18 protein-coding genes and 3 pseudogenes are annotated in these 19,080 nt (G+C 60.6%); 17 read left to right on the top strand and 4 right to left on the bottom strand.

Features of this window, described 5'->3' with window-relative positions; genetic code table 11:
- Both FFI97_RS22720 and FFI97_RS22715 read left to right on the top strand, forming a co-directional pair.
- Positions 1 to 852 (top strand): ABC transporter permease, encoded by an 852-nt coding sequence (locus FFI97_RS22720; protein ID WP_139701204.1) that lies wholly within the window; start codon positions 1 to 3, stop codon positions 850 to 852.
- A gap of 11 nt (positions 853 to 863) precedes the next feature.
- Positions 864 to 2,411: a gamma-glutamyltransferase gene (locus tag FFI97_RS22715; RefSeq protein ID WP_139701205.1), complete on the top strand. Its 1,548-nt coding sequence runs from the start codon at positions 864 to 866 to the stop codon at positions 2,409 to 2,411.
- Between the two features lie 264 nt (positions 2,412 to 2,675).
- Here FFI97_RS22715 and FFI97_RS22705 read toward each other — a convergent pair.
- The 3 genes and pseudogenes from FFI97_RS22705 to FFI97_RS34450 form a co-directional block, all read right to left on the bottom strand.
- Positions 2,676 to 2,994, bottom strand: a pseudogene (locus FFI97_RS22705) (DUF3363 domain-containing protein); the annotation flags it as partial.
- Between the two features lie 170 nt (positions 2,995 to 3,164).
- Positions 3,165 to 3,641 (bottom strand): annotated as a pseudogene (locus FFI97_RS22700) (IS3 family transposase); the annotation flags it as partial.
- On the bottom strand, positions 3,638 to 3,826 hold the full coding sequence (locus tag FFI97_RS34450) for a PhzF family phenazine biosynthesis protein (protein ID WP_144004512.1): 189 nt from the start codon (positions 3,824 to 3,826) through the stop codon (positions 3,638 to 3,640). The pseudogene FFI97_RS22700 and the gene FFI97_RS34450, both read right to left, overlap by 4 nt.
- Before the next feature lie 130 nt (positions 3,827 to 3,956).
- On the opposite strand from FFI97_RS34450, the pseudogene FFI97_RS34075 reads away from it, so the two are divergent.
- Positions 3,957 to 4,178 (top strand): annotated as a pseudogene (locus FFI97_RS34075) (IS701 family transposase); the annotation flags it as partial.
- Between the two features lie 128 nt (positions 4,179 to 4,306).
- On the opposite strand, the gene FFI97_RS22690 reads toward FFI97_RS34075, so the two are convergent.
- Positions 4,307 to 5,242, bottom strand: coding sequence for a LysR family transcriptional regulator (locus FFI97_RS22690; RefSeq protein ID WP_139701208.1), 936 nt, complete (start codon positions 5,240 to 5,242; stop codon positions 4,307 to 4,309).
- Between the two features lie 220 nt (positions 5,243 to 5,462).
- Between FFI97_RS22690 and FFI97_RS22685 the strand changes: the two genes are divergently transcribed.
- The 14 genes from FFI97_RS22685 to FFI97_RS22620 all read left to right on the top strand — a co-directional run bounded on the left by FFI97_RS22685 (position 5,463) and on the right by FFI97_RS22620 (position 19,024).
- Positions 5,463 to 6,377, top strand: coding sequence for an NAD(P)-dependent oxidoreductase (locus FFI97_RS22685; protein WP_260685160.1), 915 nt, complete (start codon positions 5,463 to 5,465; stop codon positions 6,375 to 6,377).
- 33 nt (positions 6,378 to 6,410) lie between these two features.
- Complete coding sequence (locus FFI97_RS22680) at positions 6,411 to 7,910, top strand: aldehyde dehydrogenase family protein (protein WP_221937710.1); 1,500 nt, start codon at positions 6,411 to 6,413, stop codon at positions 7,908 to 7,910.
- A 13-nt stretch (positions 7,911 to 7,923) separates the two neighbouring features.
- A complete protein-coding gene (locus tag FFI97_RS22675; RefSeq protein WP_139701211.1) occupies positions 7,924 to 9,003 on the top strand; it encodes a glutamate cyclase domain-containing protein in 1,080 nt (359 codons plus the stop codon).
- A 12-nt stretch (positions 9,004 to 9,015) separates the two neighbouring features.
- Entirely contained in the window at positions 9,016 to 10,299 is a 1,284-nt protein-coding gene (locus FFI97_RS22670; RefSeq protein ID WP_139701212.1) for a selenocysteine synthase, read from the top strand.
- Positions 10,296 to 11,291, top strand: coding sequence for a glutamate cyclase domain-containing protein (locus FFI97_RS22665; RefSeq protein WP_139701213.1), 996 nt, complete (start codon positions 10,296 to 10,298; stop codon positions 11,289 to 11,291). The genes FFI97_RS22670 and FFI97_RS22665 overlap by 4 nt, the downstream gene beginning before the upstream one ends.
- 47 nt (positions 11,292 to 11,338) lie before the next feature.
- Positions 11,339 to 12,166, top strand: coding sequence for a transporter substrate-binding domain-containing protein (locus FFI97_RS22660; protein WP_139701214.1), 828 nt, complete (start codon positions 11,339 to 11,341; stop codon positions 12,164 to 12,166).
- Between the two features lie 30 nt (positions 12,167 to 12,196).
- The gene (locus tag FFI97_RS22655; protein ID WP_139701215.1) at positions 12,197 to 12,850 is read left to right on the top strand and encodes an amino acid ABC transporter permease; all 654 of its coding nucleotides are present in this window, start codon (positions 12,197 to 12,199) and stop codon (positions 12,848 to 12,850) included.
- A gap of 9 nt (positions 12,851 to 12,859) precedes the next feature.
- Positions 12,860 to 13,501 carry an amino acid ABC transporter permease gene (locus tag FFI97_RS22650; protein ID WP_139701216.1) on the top strand — a complete coding sequence of 214 codons (642 nt, stop codon included), beginning with the start codon at positions 12,860 to 12,862 and terminating at the stop codon, positions 13,499 to 13,501.
- Between the two features lie 61 nt (positions 13,502 to 13,562).
- On the top strand, positions 13,563 to 14,339 hold the full coding sequence (locus tag FFI97_RS22645) for an amino acid ABC transporter ATP-binding protein (protein WP_139701389.1): 777 nt from the start codon (positions 13,563 to 13,565) through the stop codon (positions 14,337 to 14,339).
- Positions 14,340 to 14,373: 34 nt separating this feature from the next.
- Positions 14,374 to 15,147 carry an amino acid ABC transporter ATP-binding protein gene (locus tag FFI97_RS22640; protein WP_139701217.1) on the top strand — a complete coding sequence of 258 codons (774 nt, stop codon included), beginning with the start codon at positions 14,374 to 14,376 and terminating at the stop codon, positions 15,145 to 15,147.
- Between the two features lie 54 nt (positions 15,148 to 15,201).
- Positions 15,202 to 16,074 (top strand): transporter substrate-binding domain-containing protein, encoded by an 873-nt coding sequence (locus tag FFI97_RS22635; RefSeq protein ID WP_139701218.1) that lies wholly within the window; start codon positions 15,202 to 15,204, stop codon positions 16,072 to 16,074.
- A gap of 58 nt (positions 16,075 to 16,132) precedes the next feature.
- On the top strand, positions 16,133 to 16,795 hold the full coding sequence (locus tag FFI97_RS22630; RefSeq protein ID WP_139701219.1) for an amino acid ABC transporter permease: 663 nt from the start codon (positions 16,133 to 16,135) through the stop codon (positions 16,793 to 16,795).
- Complete coding sequence (locus tag FFI97_RS22625) at positions 16,792 to 17,454, top strand: amino acid ABC transporter permease (protein WP_139701220.1); 663 nt, start codon at positions 16,792 to 16,794, stop codon at positions 17,452 to 17,454. Before FFI97_RS22630 ends, FFI97_RS22625 begins: the two co-directional genes overlap by 4 nt.
- Positions 17,455 to 17,671: 217 nt before the next feature.
- Entirely contained in the window at positions 17,672 to 19,024 is a 1,353-nt protein-coding gene (locus tag FFI97_RS22620; RefSeq protein WP_139701221.1) for an NAD(P)/FAD-dependent oxidoreductase, read from the top strand.
- Positions 19,025 to 19,080: the final 56 nt, after the last annotated feature.

Raw genomic sequence — 19,080 nt, 5'->3', positions numbered from 1 at the left:
ATGCTCTCCTCGGAAACAAAGGCGCTTGGGCTGCGCATCCTGCGTAACCGGCTGGCCTTCATAGGTGTCGCATTGGTCCTGCTCGTGGTTGCGGCCGCGCTCGTCCTTCCCTTGGTTCTGCCTTGGGACCCGAACGGCATGGACATTGACAATGCGCTTGGTGCGCCAGGCAATGGCCACTGGTTGGGGACAGACCAGTTCGGCAGAGATCTGCTGACTCGCCTGGTCTACGGCGCCGGGATTTCCTTGCAGGTGGGATTGCTCGTCACGCTCTGTTCGCTGGTTCTCGGTGTCGCTCTGGGCGGCACTGCAGGCTACGCCGGCGGCGCCACCGACGCGTCCCTAATGCGTGCCATGGACGCATTGCTCGCGTTTCCCGGTCTTCTGCTCGCCCTTGCTCTGGTGGCCGCGCTTGGCGACAGCCTCTGGGCCATCGTTCTTGCGCTGACGATCGTTGGTATCCCTCGATTTGCCCGGGTCGTTCGCGCGACAGTGCTGCAGCGCAAGGAAGAGGACTACGTGCTCGCCGCCCGAGCTCTGGGGAAACGGCCCGTGAAGATTCTGGTCCAGGACATCCTTCCAAACTGCTCTGGGCCGATCCTGATTCAGACGACGCTCGTCTTCCCTGGAGCCGTGCTGGGTGAGGCTGCGCTCAGCTTCCTGGGTCTCGGCTTGCCGCCACCTGCCCCCTCCTGGGGACGGATGCTGCAGGAAGCTACGACGGTGATGGAAATTGCGCCCTCTATAGCGATCTACTCCGGATTGGCGATCTTCGTAACCGTCCTCGGTTTCAATTTCCTGGGGGATGGCTTACGCGACGTCTTCGACCCCCGGACAGCTCGACAAAATTAGGAGGCAGAAACATGTCTGCGCGTGGTCAAACAGATTCGAGAGGCGGCGTCATTGCTACGGGTTCACCGGCGGCAACAGCGGCCGGTGAAGCGATCTTCAGGGCGGGAGGCAATGCCACCGATGCAGCGGTGGCGGCTGCCCTGACGCTCTGCGTTGCAGATCCTGCAAACGCAAGCCTGCTCGGTCGCTGCCACATTGTTGTTCGAACCGAACAAGGTGGCTTCTTTGCGATTGACGGGGCAAGTTCGATTCCTGCCTCGTTGCCGCGCGATCTAGGCTCAGGGCCTCTGCGGTGGGCGGGCATTCCTGGCTTGCCGCACGCCCTCTGCAAGCTCCATCACGATCATGGCCGATTGCCTTTGGCGGAGGTCGTCGCGCCGGCGGCTCGGCTCGCGGACGAAGGATCCTCTGCACCTCCCCACCTTGCCGCCGTTTGGGCGCTTCGTGCGTCGGAACTGGTGGAAGCGGGAGCGGGTCCGTATTTGGATGGGGGAAGCCCGCCAGCGCTGTTCCGGCACGAGAAGCTTGCGGGCCTGTTGCGGGCCTACGGTGAAGGTGGCGCCCCCGCCATCATGTCAGGTGCGACCGCGAACCGGCTCGTCGATGGCATTCGTGCCCGCGGTGGGCATTGGCGGATTGAGGACTTGGAAGCTGCCGATGCACGGGAAGGTGAAATCCTGCATTGCCAATTCCGCGACTGCCAAGTCACGACCATTGGCCGCCAAGGCTGGGGGCACACGCTGCTGGAGATGCTGGCGATCCTCGATCGCCTCCCAAAATTCGGCCCTGCGCTTACCGGCCGTGAAGCATGCACTTTGGCTGCAATCATCGAAACCTGTTTCGAAGACCGCCCACAACGACTGGGATCGCTCGAACCTAAGCCCGACGGACTGCCCTTTGAAGCGCTCATCGACCCGCACTTCGTTGCCAAGAGGGGGGATGCAATTTCGCAAAGCCTGATCAATGGGAGTGTCCCGCATGCCCGCGTTGCGTCCGAACTCCCGACTCAAGCGCTACGCGAGGACCAGGACACCACGCACTTGTCGGCACTGGATGCGAGCGGCATGGCTGTCGCTTTGACCATGTCGATCGGACCTCACTTCGGCCTTCGCAGCACTGACACCTCCTTCGGTCTGTTTCCTGCAAAGAGCTACCGCATGGGCTCCGACCCGGTGCCAGGTGCCCGCGATGTGACGGAAATGACGCCGACCATCGTTTCTCGTGGAGGTCGCGTGCTTCTGTCCCTTGGTGGAGCCGGAAGCGAACGGATTCCCGGTGCCGTCGCCCAAACCATCGTCAACGTTGTGGACCGAGGGCTGGGGTTGCCCGAAGCCTTGCGAGCGCCGCGCGTCAATTTCAAGGATGGCTGTCCAAGGGTACACGCAGATGCAGGCCACGAGGTCATCGAGGCACTGCGCTCTCATTGGTCGCGCGTGGAAGTCCATGCTCTTGGGCACGAGAGCCACCTTGGAATCGTCCAGGTTGTCGGAGAACGCGCGGATGGACGCCTCGACGGCGCAGCAGACCCCTCATGGGATGGGACATGTCGGGTCGCATAAGCGGCTGACGGCAGACGACAGGTCGCGACGCTCTACGGGCTGGCGGTGCGGCAGGAACCATTTTGAACTCGTACTTTGATATCAGGTAGGACCAACTTGAGAAAAATCATTCACCGTTCTTTGCGCAGCCTCCCGCCGACGGCGCTCGCTGCCCGCGGCATTGAGATCTTCGGCAATTAAGGCCGGCGCTACATCGATGCATCCGGCGGTGCCGCGGTGTCATGTCTTGGGCATGGGCATCCCGACGTCCTGGCGGCGATGCACGCGCAGGTCACCACTCATGGCCCGCTGCATGGTGCGGATGATGTCGCCACGCTCGCCCAGGGTGCGCAAGGTCTTCTCGGCATCGGCGTGAACGGCCCAGGTGCACCTCATCGGCCAGACCTAGGCGCTGCAAACGCTGCAGGCGGCCGATCAACAGCAGGCGCTGGCGTTGCAGCCGTAATTCGTTGAAGCGCTCGATCTGCACCCGGCCATCGTCACCAGCCTCACGCTTCAAGGTTCGATCTAGGTTCGTCCACCGCTCTTGTTGCACCTCGCGCCGCAACGTCTGCTGGATCTCCAGCTCGGTGCGCGGCCCCACCCGCACACCGCCGACATCGATCTCGATGGTCCCGGCAGGTTGGCGAGGCGCCGTATGCGGTCAATTAACGTAAGTGCGCGGTGATCCCGTCTTGAGTTGCCGCCTTGTGTCTATGACGATGGTGTCCACCAAGTATTGGACCGACCCCCGAACCTTGGACAGTTGTGGTCTCATGCGGGCGCCGCGGCGGCCTGCATCCTGTGCGCCACTGGGCTCAGGCCTCCGAGCCCGAGCTTGATGCGATCCACGTTGTAGTAGCGAATGTAGTCGTGAAGGGCGTCTTTCAACGCCTCGGTCGTGTCGAACTTGTTGAGATGGAACATCTCGCACTTCAGCGTTCCGAAGAAGCTCTCCATGGCTGCGTTGTCATAGCAATTGCCCTTCCGCGACATGCTCTGAACGACCCTGCTTTGATGCAGGCGTTGGCGGTACGCGGGCATGCGGTACTGCCATCTTTGGTCCGAATGCAGGATCGGTTGCTGGCCTGAGTCGAGCCGCTTGAATGCCTTGGTGAGCATGTTCTTGATCATGATCGGCAGCGGACGCTCCGCAATCTCGTACGACACGATCTCGCGGTTGTACAGGTCCATCACCGGCGATAGGTACAGCTTCTGGTGGTTCACCTTGAACTCGGTCACATCGGTCAATCATTCGGCTCGCGCGAGACGAAGCCGGTGGTCGGCGCGGCCAGTTCTGCGGCCAGGCGCTGCATCAGCTCGGCAGCAAGAGGGGCCTCACCGTAGACGACCCCGGCCACGTTGCCTCCGTGCAGCTCGTGTGCGAATGCATCGTACAGATTGATGCGTAGATTTTTTATTATTGATTTAGGCAAGAAACAACTCCAAAAGGCCGCGCAATTGACGTTTTTTACTATGCTGAACGGCGTCGTTACATACTCCCGCGGGAGTAGCCCCCGATCATGGTTAGGCTAGACAGGTTAGCAAGCCACCGCGGGCGAACGCCTCGTCGCTGACAAGTCTGTCGGCGGTAAAAAAAACATCAAACGCCAGGTGCCTGTCCTTCCTGTGGATTACATCCCCCGCGGAAGTCCTGCGCGCGCAGCGCCATGTACGGACGTCGATCACGACACTGCGCCATCGACTGAGCTATCAGCTGATCGCTCGTCTCGGCCAGTGCCCCTGCTGCGGAAGGGCAAGTGCAAAACTACTCTTGTGACACAGTAAGACTAGAGTTCTTCGCGTTCGGTGTACGTCAAAACCAGCATCGCTTTAGGTCTTCCGCTCATTGCAGCCTCGTTGAGTACGTACGGTACAGGAGAGGCCGCGATGCTCAAGAATAGGTCAATGAACTTTTAGCTCATCACACTGAGAGTGCCAAAGCCGTCCGCGAAGCTTGGAATCACTCCGTCCAGAGCTCTCAGTACGGCGGCGATGGCTGGCCGGCGAAAGGTCCCTTGGGCCATTGCAACGAAGATTCGTCGTGCCATCAGTGGCTGTAGGGGAATGACGCGGAATGCGCTGTCTGCGACCACCGCCCTCAGCGCCAGCGCCGGCAAGACGGTGATGACATAGCCAGTGCGCACCATCGCCAGCGTCGCAGCCATGTTTCGGCAACTTGCAACTACGCGCGGGGCGAACCCGGCTTCATGACAGGCATTCACGATTTGCGTCTTATATGTCTGCGCATTTCTGTTGATGGCCCAGTTCTCGGCCTTGAGGTCAGTCACGCCGACCGAAGAAGCTCCCGCGAGTCGATGACTCGCGGCCATCACTGCGGCGAAATGATCCTCGTAGACGGGGCGGAAGTACAGCATGCTCGAGAGGGCCTCGGCACTGATGGAGTCATCGACCAGTGCTAGGTCGACTTGTTTCGCAGCGGCAGCCTTCAGGCTCTCGCCGGGCTCGAGTTCCTCGAAACGAAGGTCAAGCTGGGGGTATTCGCGTATCAACGATTCGAACACCGCCGGGATAAAGGTCGTCGCAACCGAGCCGAACGCCGATATCCGGACTTCGCCCGCCACGGAGCCCTTGGCCGACGCGAGGTCCGATTCGATCTCGCTCACCAGATCCAGCACTTTTCCGGCCCTTGCAACCAGGCTTTCACCCGCCAGCGTCAGTTGAACACCTCGGCCTGAGCGCTCAAACAGCACCGTGCCCGTCTCCTGTTCCAGGATGGCCAGTTGCTGCGAGACAGCGGGACGTGTGAGGTTCACAGCCTCCGCCACCTTGGCGATGGTCCCTAGAACGGCAAGTTCGCTGAGAAGGTGAAGGCGAGACAGGTTGAGCATCTGAACGACAGAAAAGCTAACGCCTCCACTCTCGCAGCAATATCCCTCGAGCTCTTGGCATCAGGGTATTCCCCAATGAAATGACGCAAGGGGGCCTACGCACGCAATTTTGATGCCTCTATACACGCACCAACTTGGAGGACCACAATAGGAAAGAAATTCTAACGATTCCCGTAAGCATTGGTGGTCTTATCCACACGCCACGCTCTCCCTACAGTCCATCGCATCCAAACAGGAGCGCTTAGGAATGAAGAACGTTGCATTTATCGGTATCGGCAAGATGGGCGCGCAAATGGCTGCGCGCCTGGTTTCGGCGGGTTTCAAGGTCACGGTGTTTGACCCGAACCGCAGCGCTGTCGACGAATTGGTATCCAAGGGGGCGGCCGCGGCCGCAAATCCCAAGTCAGCCGCTGAGGGGGCTGATGCAGTTCTGTTCAGCTTGCCTACGCCCGCCATCCTCAAGTCGGCAATCACAGGCGCCGACGGTGTGCTCGCATCGCTGGACAAGGGTGCGGTCCTGATCGATTTCAGCACCGTCGACCCTGAAACTACCAAGGCTCTGGCTGCCGAGGCAGCCAAGAAAGGTGTCGACTTTCTCGATGCGCCCGTCAGCGGTGGCGTTGCAGGTGCAACGAATGGAAAGCTGGTCGTGATGGTCGGTGGCGATGCCGCTGTCCTCGAACGCGTCACGCCGCTGCTGAACAACCTGGCCGGACGCATCGTCCACTGCGGCGCCATCGGTGCCGGCCAGCTCACGAAGCTGAGCCACAACCTTGTGGTGGCAATCAACACCGTCGCGCTGGGCGAAGTTCTTGCAGCCAGCGTCAAAGCTGGCGGCAACCTGGAAGTGCTGTGCGACGTGATGAGTGCAGGCATGGCCGGCAGCAAGATGCTCGACTGGTTCCAGAAGACGTTGTTCACCGCAGAGCGCCCGGCATTCTTCGCCATCGACCTGATGAACAAGGACCTGGGCCTGTGCCTCGATGAGTTCTCCAACTACCCGATGCCCCTGGGTCAGCTGGTCAAGCAGACCTACAACGCCGCTCGTGCCAAGGGCATGGGCGGCAAGGACTCCACCAGCGTCAGCGAAATCTACGAGGAACTTCTGGGCGTTCGCCTGCAAACCGCCGCGTAAGCGCGCCTCCCCCATCCAGCCAAGAGCATCCAAGTGAATACCATCTCCAAGTCCACCTACGGCACTGTCAGCCTCCCCACGTCCGGTCTCGCCGGCAACTTCATCAACGGCGAATGGTGCAAGCCCATCGGCGGCAAGACGCTCGATGTCATTAACCCATGCCGCCTCGACACCATCGCCACCGTCGGCGCGGCCGACTCGCGCGACATCGATGTCGCTGTCGCGGCTGCCAAAGCGGCATTCCCGAAATGGCGCCGCAAGGCAGCACGCGAACGCGGCGCCATGCTGATCGAGTTCGGCAACCGCATCACCGCAAACGCCGAAGAAATCGCCAAGATCCTGGCCGCGGAAACGGGTAATGCGCTGCGCACCCAGAGCCGGCCGGAGGTTGCCAGCACCGCCGAAGTCCTTCGCTATTACGGCGGCGTTATTGCAGAGCAAAAGGGCGAGACCCTCCCGCTTGGGCCTGGCCTCTTTAGCTACACCACCCGCGAGCCTTTCGGGGTGGTCGGGGCCATCATCCCCTGGAATTCGCCGCTCGTCCTGGCCGCGGTCAAGATCGGCATGTCGCTCGGAACGGGCAACACGCTGGTTCTCAAACCGGCAGAAGACGCACCGCTCGCCGTCATCCGCATCGCCGAGCTCGCTGCGGACATCTTCCCGCCTGGCGTCTTCAACGTCGTGACCGGCGAAGGACTGGAGGCCGGTGCCCCGCTGAGCACTCATGCCGACGTCGCCAAGGTGTCGTTCACGGGATCTCACGAAGTGGGTCAGAAGGTCGCGCACGCCGTTGCGGACCGCATCGGGCATCTGACCCTGGAACTCGGCGGCAAGAGCCCCTGCATCGTCTACCCGGACGCCGGTACCGACGCAATGCTGGACACCACGGTGAACAACATCATCGCGGCGATGCGCTTCGCCCGTCAGGGCCAATCGTGTACCGCTGGCTCGCGTCTGTTCCTGCACAAGTCCATCTGGGACAAGGTGATGCCACGCTTGGTGGAAAAGGTCAATGCACTGAAGGTCGGCGACGCCCTCGACGAAACCTCCGACATCGGCGCCGTCATCAATGCCGAACGCTACAACGCGGTCTGCGGCTTCATCAAGGAAGCCATGGATGCCGGCGCGAAAGTGGAGACCGGCGCATTGCCGCCGGCTGCCGGCGATGCCAAGGGCTACTTTCCGACACCCGTCATCTTCACGGGTGTCGACAACACCTGGCGCATTGCCCGCGAAGAAGTGTTCGGCCCGGTCCTCGTGGCCATCGCGTGGGAGAACGAGAGCGAAGTTCTCGCCATGGCCAACGACACGCACTACGGTCTTGCTGCCTACGTCTTCACGAACGACATCGGCGCGGCAATGCGTGCCACCGAACAGCTTGATGCGGGCTGGATCCAGGTGAATCGCGCCGGTGGCCAGATTCCTGGCATGTCCTACGGTGGTGCGAAGCAGAGCGGCATCGGTGCCGAGTACTCCATCGAAGGTGCGCTGGAGAGCTACACCAGCCGCAAGAGCGTCACGTTTGGTATCTGACCCGGGGACCCTCGTGAACAGCACCTCCACATCGGCGAACTACTGGACCCAGGGCTTGTCGTCGCAGCAGGTCGAGACGGGAAACCGAATCGACCGTCTGATGACGCTCGAAATTCGCCCCCTCAGTGGGGGACTTCCCCCGGGGATCGTCGTGCCCATGTACGAGGTCTGCCGCGCGCACCACGAGGGCCCACTTTCGATGGCCGCTGCAGCTGCCCTCAAGGAGAAGGTTGTACCTGGCAGCACAGTCTTCATCGCTACAGGCGCAGGTGTGTCCCCGAAGCTCCCATGGGGCGAGACCGACGGTCCGGTCGGGGCTGCAGCACTCGCAGCCGCCCTGGTCAAAGGGCTGCGCGCGAAAGTCGTCTTCGTCACCGAGGAGGCGCACATCGCGCCCATCAAGGCCGCAGTCGATCTGATGAACGCCAAGCTCGCTGTCTGGGCCGAAGAGAAGCCGGGTCGCGATGTCCAGCCCATCACCATCGAGTCGTTCCCCATCGGGATGAATCGCGGGCAGACGCGCTCCCGGGCCCTGATCGAAACCCATCGCCCCAGCGCGGTGGTCTTTGTGGAACGCGACGGTCCCAACGTCGAAGGGCAATTTCACGGGGTTCGCGGTGACTGTCGGGACCCGCTGGCCGTTGGCTACGTCTATCTGCTCGCGTACCACGCAGCGGAAGCTGGAATTGTCACGATTGGCATCGGTGATGGCGGCAACGAGGTGGGCTTCGGCGCGGTCCGGGAGTCCATCCGGGGCGTCCTCCCGCTGCGTGGCCGCTCTTTGGCAGGGCACGAGTCCGGTGTGGTCACCGTGGTGGCAACCGATGTGACGGTGAGTGCCGCAGTGTCGAACTGGGGCGCGTGCGCCGTCGGAACCGCACTCGCGGTGCTCGTCGGTGACGAGGAATTGCTGCACGACGCCGATACAGAACATGAACTGATAGCAGTGACTGTGGCCGCAGGCGCGCGCGACGGGGCCACTTCGAAGCAGGCCATGATCGTTGACGGCATTGCGTTCGACGGCCACCTCGCCTTTGTCAATCTTCTGAGTGCCGTGGCGCGCATGTCCATTCGCACCGCTGCCACTGCGTAACCAAGACAAAAAATGCAAGTCAAGAAGCCCACCGACTCCCTCGGCAATCCGCTCGACCCTATCGTCGGCTTTGCACGCGGGAAAATCATTCAATCGAGCGTCGACGAGGCGCGACGACTGCGCCAAGGTCAGTCGGTCGCGGCAGAGCGCATCCGCCGTCTCGGGGCGATGTCGATCGGCGTGTTCACAGGCAACCAACGCGAGTTCCCGCTGAACGTCGAAGACCTCACAACGAACTGTGAAGAATGGGTGGGGCCTGGGCTCTACGCCGAAGAACTCCGACAGGTCGCCATCGAGCACATGGGCGGACAGCCCGGCGACATGGTGGCACCAGTGAACAGGACGAGCGCTGGAATCATTGCCACTATTGCAGCGCTCGCCGACGGGAAGCCGGTGGTGTCCGTGGTCCCGCCTGGCGGCCGGTCGCACGCGTCGGTCATCCGCGGATGCGGCATCGCGCAGGTCATCCTGCATGAGGTCCAGGGAGACAAGGACTGGGCGTCGGTCATAGAAGAAAAGGCCCCCGCATTGGTGGTCGTGACCACCGTCACCAGCAGCCTTGAATATCTGGACGACAACGTCTCCATGGATGTCGCGGCGGTGGCGAAGGCAAGCGGCGCGGCGGTTCTCTTCGACGAGGCATACGGCGCCCGGATGCGGCCGGTCCTGCGTGGCGGTGCGAAGAGTCTTCACCTCGGTGGCGACGTCGCCATCACCAATTGCGACAAGGCCGGTCTGTCGGGGCCACGCTCAGGGCTGTTGGTAGGCCGACCGCTGTTGATCACGCGCATTTCTGCAAAAGCGTCCGAGTTCGGGATGGAGGCGCGCGCCCCCATCGCAGCGAGCGCTCTTCGCTCATTGCAGCGATTCTCTCCAAAGGATCTTCTGGACGAAGCGGAAAGCGGCAAGCAGCTCGCGGCGGCACTGCGAGACCGCATGGGAACCGATCTGGTCGCCGTGAGCGATCTTGGTCCGATGATTGAAGAAGACCTCGCCCTCCAGGAAGTCTTTCGCCGCGCCGGCAAGGCCCCATCGGGGACTGATCTGGTTCCCTGTGAAATCACCTCGGCGCTCGGCATGGTGCTGCTGCGTGACCACGGCATCCTGACGGTGAATACCCATGGCCAGCCCGGTGCCCGTGTATCGGTCCGTCTCAAGCCGACCCACGGTGCGATCGAGCGTGTGGGTGGCATGTCCAAGGTTGTCGATGCAATGGTGGCCTCCTTCGATGAAGTGGCCCGCTACGTCGACAAGCCCAAAGAGCTTGCCGAACTCATTGTGGGAGCCTCGCAATGACCGCGGTGAGCGGCGCGCTTGCCGCCATCGACGAGCGGCTCGACAAGCTGGTCAGCATGGACATCGGCGGCCGTGGTGTCGAACATCTGTACAAGGCCGCGCGCGCCCGGCAAGGCACGACGCTCGTCGGCGCCGCGGCCGATGCGCTCTTGTCGGTGCCGGACGGCGCGACGGTCTTCGTCACCACGGGGTCGGTGTCACGCGCCTGGATCTCCACCGAAATCGGTGAGAACGACGGCCCCGCAGGAGCCGCTGCCGTCATCCGCGCCCTGGCCATCTCCAAGCGTGTCCATTGCGTCCTGCTTGCAGAGGCCACGCTATTGCCTGGAATGAAGGCCATACTGACCAGCGCGGGGTTGACCGTGCTGCCGTACGACCAGGCGCAGATTGCGTCCAAGGATGGGACTTTGGCGATCGCCTCGCTTCTCCCGTTCACGACGTCAGATGACGAAGCGCCTGCAGCAGCCAAGGAGTTGCTCGCCAATTACAAGCCGAGCCTGTTCTTCTCGACGGAGCGTGTTGGTCGAGCCAAGGACGGCGTCTACTACAGCATGCGGGCAATCGACTACGGCATGGGGCGGTCGCGCATAGACATCTTGTTCGATGAAGCCATCAGACAAGGTATCCCCACCGTTGCAGTGGGTGACGGCGGAAACGAAATCGGCATGGGGGCTGTCACCGAGGCGGTCAACGCACACGTGAAGTTCGGCGAAACCATCGCTGCCGTCACTTCCGCCGACGTGCTGGTGACCGCCGCATGTTCGAACTGGGGCTGCAACGCGATTGCAGGCGCCATGGCCGCCAGGCGCAAGGATGCGCGACTCCTTCATACGCCGGAGATGGAGCGCCAATTGCTGACCCGCGGCGTCGACATCGGACTCATCAACTCTGTGCAGAACATCGTCGATGCCAATGTTGATGGCTTGGCTCTCGAAACCCATATCGCATTTGCCGAGATGGTGCGTGCCGTCGTGCGGCCTGCACTGAGCTGACCCTGAACCGAACTCCCCCATTTTTACAACGCAACGAGGAACTCCAAATGCGCCAACTCCTTAAATCGTTCGGTCTGCTACTGGCAGGCATGGTCATCGCGTCAACCGCGATGGCTCAAGAGAAGTCGAAGCTTGACGAGGTTCTTGCTCGCGGCAAGATCATCGTCGGTGTCAGCAGCGAATCGCCGCCCTTCGGATTTGTCGACGAGAAAGGTGAGCTCACGGGCTTCGACATCGACATGGCGAAGCTCATCGCAAAAGGGATCTTCGGCAGCGACGACCCCAAGCACATCGAGTTCGTCAAGCAGAGTTCGGCTGCTCGCTGGGAGAACGTGAACAGCGGCAAAGTGGACTTCGGGATCCACGTCGCAACCGTTCTTCCCGACCGCATTGCGCGCGTTGCATTCACCCGCGGATACATCGACTCGTCGATCGTTGTCATCGTCAAGGCCGACTCGAAGTTCAAGAAGTTCGCGGACCTCAACACCGACAAGGTGACGACAGCGATCCTTTCGACACCCGTCCAGGCCGCACGCGCCGCGCAGTTCTTCCCGAAAGCAAAGACGACCACGCTCGACTCGATCGGGGCTCAGTTCACTGCGGTCAAGGGCGGGCGTGTGGACGCTGCTCAACTGGACGAGCCTGTCGCCCTCTGGTACGCCACGCAGAACAAAGATGTGCGTGTACTGGAGGAGCGCATGACGGCAGTCACCAACAACGCCATCTATATGAAGCAAGGCGACTTCAAGTGGTGGCTGGCTCTGGACACCTACGTCAACGAGATGCGCGCCGGTTCGATGTTCAACGACTACTCGGCCGCGTACAAGAAGTGGTTTGGCAAGGCGCCGATGAACGCGAAATACTACGTCAAGTAATCGACGACACCCCTGGAGCTGAAAGCAAGTATGAGCTGGTTGAATATGGTTTGGGGATGGTTGCCGGAGTTCTTCAACGGATTCCTGGTCACGCTCACGCTGGTGGGCATGTGCCTTCCTGTTGCCGTTGCCTTCGGGATGGGCGTGGTCCTCATGCGGCTCTCGAACCATGCTCTCATCTGGGCACCGACGTACGCAGTGATCGAGTTTCTGCGAAACGTGCCAACGTTCCTGCTCATACTTGTCGTCTATTACGGCGCGCCGCTGCTTGGCTCCAGGCTCGACGGAATTTATTGCGGTGCAATTGCCATCGCGGTTCAGCACACCGCCTACCTGGCAGAGGTCTTTCGAGGCGGAGTCAGCGCCGTTCCCCGGACCCAGTGGGATGCAGGGCGAGCCATCGGCCTTCGACCTGCGGGCGTTTTCTTCCGAGTTGTCCTTCCCCAGGCCGTGCTCAAGGTTGTACCGGCCATCGGGAACCAAGTGGTCGTGCTGATCAAGGACACGTCTCTTGTCGCAGGCATTGGGGTGGTGGATCTCACGCTGAGCGGAAAGCTCGTCATGGAGCGGACAGCCGCCTCATACGAAGTTTTCATCGTCATCGCTGCCTTCTATCTCGTACTCACAACGCTCGCCAGCGCGGGTTTTCATTGGCTCGAGATTTTCTCGCGCAAGCGCAACTGAGGAAACCAGATGGACGTCGCATTTCTGAATATCAACTATCTGCTGAAGGCAGCTCTTGTCACTCTGGAGATGGCGGTCGCTACGGTCGTCCTCAGCTTCATTGTTGGTACCGCCCTGGGCGTCGCGGCAGCGCTGAGCGGCCGACTGGTCCGATCGGTTCTTACAGTTTATGTGTATGTGGTGCGAGGGGTTCCCGTCCTGGTCCTCATCTTCATCGCCTACTTTGGCCTGCCGCGTTTGGGCGTTGACGCGCCGAACTACGTGGCTGCCACCATCGCCCTGGTCATCTACTTTGCGGCCTTCGTGGCCGACATCGTGAGAGGTTCAATTCTTGCCGTGCCCAAGAGCACCGTGGAGGCCGGATTGGCTATCGGCCTGCGTTGGAGACAAGTCCTCATGCAGATTCAACTTCCCCTTGGGATGCGTCTCGCGCTCCCGCCATTGGTAACCACTGCGTCCATTGCAGTGAAGAGCACTTCGTACGCCTCGATCGTGGGCGTCTGGGAACTGACGTATGCATCGCGTGAGGTCGTCGAGCGTACTTTGGCCGCTTTCGAGATTTTCTTCACCGTGATGGTTATCTATTTTTGTATCTGCTACCCGATCTCACTCTGCGCGACCTATCTGCAGCGGCGCTACGCGGCGGCGTAGTCGCAAAACGAACTGCCTGGAAACCATGAACAATGCACAGCCCCTGCCGACTAGCCGGCCCATGATCGAAGTTCGAGGCGTCTCAAAGAGCTTCGGCGAGAACCAAGTCTTGAAGAGCATCTCCTTCGAAGTGAAGGAGGGCGAGGTTGTCGTTCTCATCGGACCCAGCGGGTCCGGCAAGTCGACGCTCTTGCGGTGTATTAACTACCTCGAGGATTTCCAGGCAGGCGAAATCCTTGTCGATGGTGCGGCTGTCGGCTACAACTCCTCGGCCGGCGGCTCTAAGAGGATCAAGCAATCCGAGACTGAGATTGCCCGTCTCAGGACCAAGGCGGGGATGGTCTTTCAGAACTACAACCTGTTCCCCCACAAGACGGCCATCCAGAACATCATGATGGGGCCGGTACTGGTGAATGGGGAGTCCAAGGCCGAAGCTCGCGAACATGCCCAGGCGTTGCTGGCCAAGGTCGGACTGGCAGACAAGGCGAACCACTATCCATCTCAGCTCTCCGGCGGTCAACAGCAGCGCGTGGCCATCGCCCGTGCCCTCGCCATGCGGCCGAAGGTGATGCTGTTCGACGAGGTGACATCGGCCCTGGACCCAGAGCTGGTCGATGAGGTCCTCAAGACGCTTCGCGATCTCAGCACAGAGGGGATGACGATGATCATCGTCACGCACGAGATGCAGTTTGCACGCGATGTCGCGGACCGACTTCTTTTCTTCTACCAAGGATCCATCATCGAAGACGGGCCTCCGAACGACGTGTTCGCGAACCCCAAAACCGAACGTTTTCAAGCGTTCGTGAAGCGTTTCCAGAGCGCGGCGACGGCTGCCTAGTCCCTCTTCAGGTCAATCTCCCACCTCCAAAAGAATGAACGCACTTGCTTCATCCGTCGCTCTCGCTGGTGAGAAACCCATTCTGGAGATGAAGAAAATTCATCTCTCCTATGGCAATAACGCCGTACTGAAGGGTGTGGACCTCTCGGTTCGCCGAGGGGAAGTCGTCGTGATCGTGGGGCCTAGCGGCGGCGGAAAGAGTTCGCTACTTCGCTGCGCGAACCTGCTGCAGCGAATCAACTCTGGTCAGATCCTTCTCGAGGGAGAGGACCTTACAGGAGGTTCACTCAACGAGAACCAGATTCGTCAGCGCGTGGGCATGGTGTTCCAGCACTACCACTTGTTTCCTCATCTCAGCGTCCTTCGAAATCTGACACTCGCTCCGCGAAGAGTGCTCAAGGAGTCGACGGGTAGATCGGAAGCGCGCGCGCACGAATTCCTGCGGAAGGTCGGTCTTGCCGACAAGGCGAACAGCTATCCGGACCAGCTCTCCGGTGGCCAGCAGCAACGCGTTGCCATTGCCCGGGCACTGATGATGCAGCCGCACGTGATGCTCTTCGACGAAGCAACGTCCGCGCTCGACCCGGAGCTCGTGGGCGAGGTGCTGGCGGTGATGAAAGATCTGGCCAAGTCCGGCATGACCATGCTCGTTGTCACCCATGAGATGGGCTTCGCTCGGGAGGTCGGCGACCGGCTCGTCCTGGTCGCCGGCGGAAACATCGTCGAACAGGGCCCTCCTGCTCAAGTGCTCGACCGTCCCCAACACGAGCGCACGAAGCAGTTCCTGTCTCGCATGACCAGGCATTAGCTCGATACCGCTGTTCTTTTCTCAACGTCCCCCTGTCTGTCCTGAAAGCTTGTCATGAAGAAATCGCTGATTGCTTCCCTGGTCTCCGCCATGAGCTTCGCCCCTCTTGCAGCAATGGCCGCCGCGCCCAAGGTGGACGTTCCGCTGCCGCCAGAGGTCAAGGCAACCGGCTTCTTGACCGTCGGTATCAACTGCACGTACCCGCCCGCTGGTTTCGTTGGCATCGACGGCAAACCTGCCGGGTACGAGTACACGCTGGTGAAGCGTATCGGTGAAGCCGCCTTCGGCACCGGTGATGGCCTGAAGACTCAGTGCGTCAACGATGGAAACCGCGTTTCATTCCTTCAGTCCGGCAAGATCGACATGATTCTGGCCTCGCTCGCATATACACCAGCGCGTGCAGAACAACTCGATTACTCCAATCCAATTTGGGCCAGCAATCTTCAGCTCATTGTCCCCAAGGACTCGAAGATCAATGACTACGCCGACCTCGCCGGCAAGACAGTCGTGACGCCGACTGGCAGCACGTACCAGACTTGGCTGCAGAAGTGCTACCCGCAAGCAAACTTGGTGACAGCCCAGACCGCAGCAGAAGGCGCCACCATGCTCACGCAAGGGCGTACCGATGCCTTCGCCTACATCGATGTGTATGGCTTCAACTTCACTCAGATGCAGAAGAACTACAAGGTTGTCGGCACATTGGCCGCGACCGCAGTTCAAGGCGTGGGGGTCAAGAAGGGCAACAAGCCGATGCTCGATTGGGTTAATGCGGTGCTCGAGCAGATGCGTGGCGAAGATGCCTTCTACAAGGCTTTTTCGGCGGAGGTGAAGGATCCTGCGTTCGCTGCAAAGTATCGACAGATTGTTCCCGGACCGAGCATGAAGATGGACTACTCAAAGTCCGGCGCGCTCGACTGCTTGAAGTAAGGAATCCAAAAAGAGCGCCCATCCGACCACGTAGGGTGGATCGCCGGGAGGAACCGATATGACACCGAATTTCACGAACGAACTGCTCGTTCTGCTCGACGGGCTAGGCCGGACGCTGCTTGTTAGTGGCATCGGCATCACCCTCGGTATGGCGCTGGGCATGCTGATGGGGGCAGCGCGCCACGCGCCCATTCCGGTGCTGAGCCAGCTCATCGCTTGCTACGCCAATCTCTTCCGGTGCACGCCGCTCTTGGTCCAGGTCGTGATGCTCTACTTCGCGTTGCCGGACCTTGGAGTAAAGCTCTCGCCGTTCGAGACGTCGTGGCTGGCGCTGGGACTTTGGGGGGCTGCATACCACACGGAAATCTTCCGAGCAGGCTTTGGTGCTGTGAACCCCAACGAGGTGCTCGCTGCTCGAGCGCTCGGAATGTCTGCTCCTCGGGCCTTTCTGGACATTACCGTTCCCCTTGGTGCGCGTGCAGCAATTCCTGCTGCGACGACTATGGCGATCACCCAGTTTCGATCGTCGTCTTTCATGATCGCAGTTGGCTATCAGGAGCTTACGTACGTAGCCAATCGCATGGTGGCAGACACGTTCAAGGTGTTCCAGGTGTTCGGCATTGCAGCGCTTGCCTATCTCATCGTCTCAAACGTTATTGCGATGGCCTCCCGCAGGCTTGAGAAGGCGGTCGCAGTGCCCGGCTTGGGAGCCGTGAAATGAACCAGGAATGGATGGGGCCCGTCGCATCGCACATGCTCAGCGGGCTATACGTCACGCTCTGGGTCTCCTTGCTGACAACGCTCGTCGCGACAGCCATCGGAGTAGCCGTCGGAGCGCTCTCCGCGAGCACGACGCTTTGGGTAAAGTTCGTCGTGCGGATCTACATCGATGTCTTCCGGGGTGTTCCTTCGCTGATAACACTCTTGTTTGTCTTCTTCGCATTGCCACACGTCGGCATCAGCACCGGGCCCATCACGGCGTCGGTACTTGGGCTCGCGCTCTGGGGCGGCGCGAACATCGCCGAGACCGCACGAGGTGCGCTCAAGTCGATTTCGTCCCATCAGACGGAAGCCGCCCGCGCTCTTGGTATGGGCAAGCTCGATGCACTCGTGTTTGCAGTGATGCCCCAGGCGCTCCGGCGATTCCTCCCTCCGTACATCGGACAACTCACCGTGCTGATTCAGGCCAGCGCGCTCACATCCGTCGTCGGCGTCACCGACTTGCTGGGGTCGGCGAGACAAATGATCGAACGGCTGGCATACGTGAGCAATGACGCTCATGCGGTCGAAATCTATTGTGGTGTCCTCGTTGTCTTTTTCGTCATCTGCTATCCGCTAACCCTGCTCTCCGACTACCTAGAACGTCGGCTCCGAAACTAACCATCATGAACAGCGATATCCCTACCCAAGAACGAGGCAGGCCTGCCACGACCACGGTTTGTCCTGCTCCGTCGCCATTGGTTGGTGTGCAAGGTCTCCTGGCCGTTCCTCGCCTGCGAGACCTGCCGATGTCCGTAATGGCAGCTGAAGCCAAAAGAAGGGACCTCGAGGTCATCTTGGATGGCGTGGCCGTCCTTGGCTACAACTAGGTTCTGTCATGCTCAGTCGATGGTCAGTACCGTCCACAGAAGGACAAAAGGATGGCGGCATTCCTGAGCGCCATAGGGTTGTCATCGTTGGCGGTGGGGCGGCAGGCCTTGAACTCGCGACCAGTCTTGGCAGGAACAGACGTCTCGCAGTCACGCTCATAGACAAGTCTCGAACACATGTCTGGAAGCCGAAGCTTCATGAAATCGCGGCCGGGAGCATGGACACCAGCCGGCACGAAGTCGGCTATCTTGCACATGCACGCAAGCACGGCTTCGTGTTCCGAATCGGACAGATGTCCGGCCTCGACCGAGTGGCTCGGTTGGTGAGCGTTGACCCCTATGTGGACTCGGAGGGAGAGCGGGTAACGCCTCGACGGAACGTTCCATACGACACTCTCGTCATCGCAGTCGGAAGCCAGTGCAACGACTTCGGAACCGAAGGCGTGCTGAAGAATGCGCTCAAGCTCGAGTCGCTTGGCGACGCAGTCCGTTTCAATCGGAAGCTGATGAATGCCTGCTTCCGAGCCCAGGCTCAAGATGGTCCCTTGACTGCTGCTCAACTTCGGATTTGCATCATCGGAGCAGGGGCAACTGGCGTCGAGCTCGCCGCTGAACTGCATCGAACGGGGAAAGAGGTCTTGAACTCAGCAGACGCTGCACTCAACGGTCGCGCCAAGCTTGAGATTCACCTTATCGAGGCCTCGGACAGAATTCTTCCGGCACTTCCCGCCCGACTCTCGGCCGCTGCGCACGACCTGTTGAGCCGCTCAGGTATTCACGTCCACGTTGGAGCGAGTGTTAGCAGCGTTGATGAAGGCGAGGTCACGCTGAAAGACGGTCGCACGATCCCTGCGGAAATCAGTGTCTGGGCTGCGGGCGTGAAGGCCCCAGCACTGTTGAAGACGCTGGACGGCCTCGAAACCAATCGACTCAATCAGCTGACGGTGTACCCGACGCTACAGACGACGTTGGACTCCAGCATCTTTGCCATTGGTGACTGCGCTGCATGCATGCGCCCCAATGGAAAGGGCTACGTTCCACCTCGAGCCCAGGCTGCACACCAGCAGGCTTCGTTCCTGGCGCGTCATCTCTCGCAGTTCATTGCAGGGGGGAGTCTTCCTCCCTATCGCTACCGAGATTTCGGCTCGCTGATTTCCTTGGGAGACTTCAGCACGGTCGGCAACTTGATGGGCAGCGTTGTAGGCAGGAACATGTTTATCGAAGGCGTCTTCGCCAAGCTCATGTACAAGTCCATGTACAAAATGCACGAGCTCGCCCTGCATGGATGGTGGCGCGTGGCTCGGGAGACGCTGGCGAGGTCGCTAACACCTTCGACCGGCTCCAAGGTGAAACTGCACTAGGAGTCGTCGACGAGGCGCGGTGCGGGATCCGTAAGCCTCGACTCACGAAGCCCGCG

This window comes from Variovorax sp. KBS0712 (genome assembly GCF_006323185.2).
Lineage (GTDB): Bacteria > Pseudomonadota > Gammaproteobacteria > Burkholderiales > Burkholderiaceae_C > Variovorax > Variovorax boronicumulans.
This window is presented reverse-complemented; position numbering and strand designations above follow the sequence as displayed.

Coding starts and splice junctions, on each gene's coding strand:
- FFI97_RS22720 (WP_139701204.1), top strand. CDS start 1: ATGCTCTCCTCGGAAACAAAGGCGCTTGGGCTGCGCATCCTGCGTAAC.
- FFI97_RS22715 (WP_139701205.1), top strand. CDS start 864: ATGTCTGCGCGTGGTCAAACAGATTCGAGAGGCGGCGTCATTGCTACG.
- FFI97_RS22690 (WP_139701208.1), bottom strand. CDS start 5,242: ATGCTCAACCTGTCTCGCCTTCACCTTCTCAGCGAACTTGCCGTTCTA.
- FFI97_RS22670 (WP_139701212.1), top strand. CDS start 9,016: ATGCAAGTCAAGAAGCCCACCGACTCCCTCGGCAATCCGCTCGACCCT.
- FFI97_RS22665 (WP_139701213.1), top strand. CDS start 10,296: ATGACCGCGGTGAGCGGCGCGCTTGCCGCCATCGACGAGCGGCTCGAC.
- FFI97_RS22660 (WP_139701214.1), top strand. CDS start 11,339: ATGCGCCAACTCCTTAAATCGTTCGGTCTGCTACTGGCAGGCATGGTC.
- FFI97_RS22655 (WP_139701215.1), top strand. CDS start 12,197: ATGAGCTGGTTGAATATGGTTTGGGGATGGTTGCCGGAGTTCTTCAAC.
- FFI97_RS22650 (WP_139701216.1), top strand. CDS start 12,860: ATGGACGTCGCATTTCTGAATATCAACTATCTGCTGAAGGCAGCTCTT.
- FFI97_RS22645 (WP_139701389.1), top strand. CDS start 13,563: ATGATCGAAGTTCGAGGCGTCTCAAAGAGCTTCGGCGAGAACCAAGTC.
- FFI97_RS22640 (WP_139701217.1), top strand. CDS start 14,374: ATGAACGCACTTGCTTCATCCGTCGCTCTCGCTGGTGAGAAACCCATT.
- FFI97_RS22635 (WP_139701218.1), top strand. CDS start 15,202: ATGAAGAAATCGCTGATTGCTTCCCTGGTCTCCGCCATGAGCTTCGCC.
- FFI97_RS22630 (WP_139701219.1), top strand. CDS start 16,133: ATGACACCGAATTTCACGAACGAACTGCTCGTTCTGCTCGACGGGCTA.
- FFI97_RS22625 (WP_139701220.1), top strand. CDS start 16,792: ATGAACCAGGAATGGATGGGGCCCGTCGCATCGCACATGCTCAGCGGG.
- FFI97_RS22620 (WP_139701221.1), top strand. CDS start 17,672: ATGCTCAGTCGATGGTCAGTACCGTCCACAGAAGGACAAAAGGATGGC.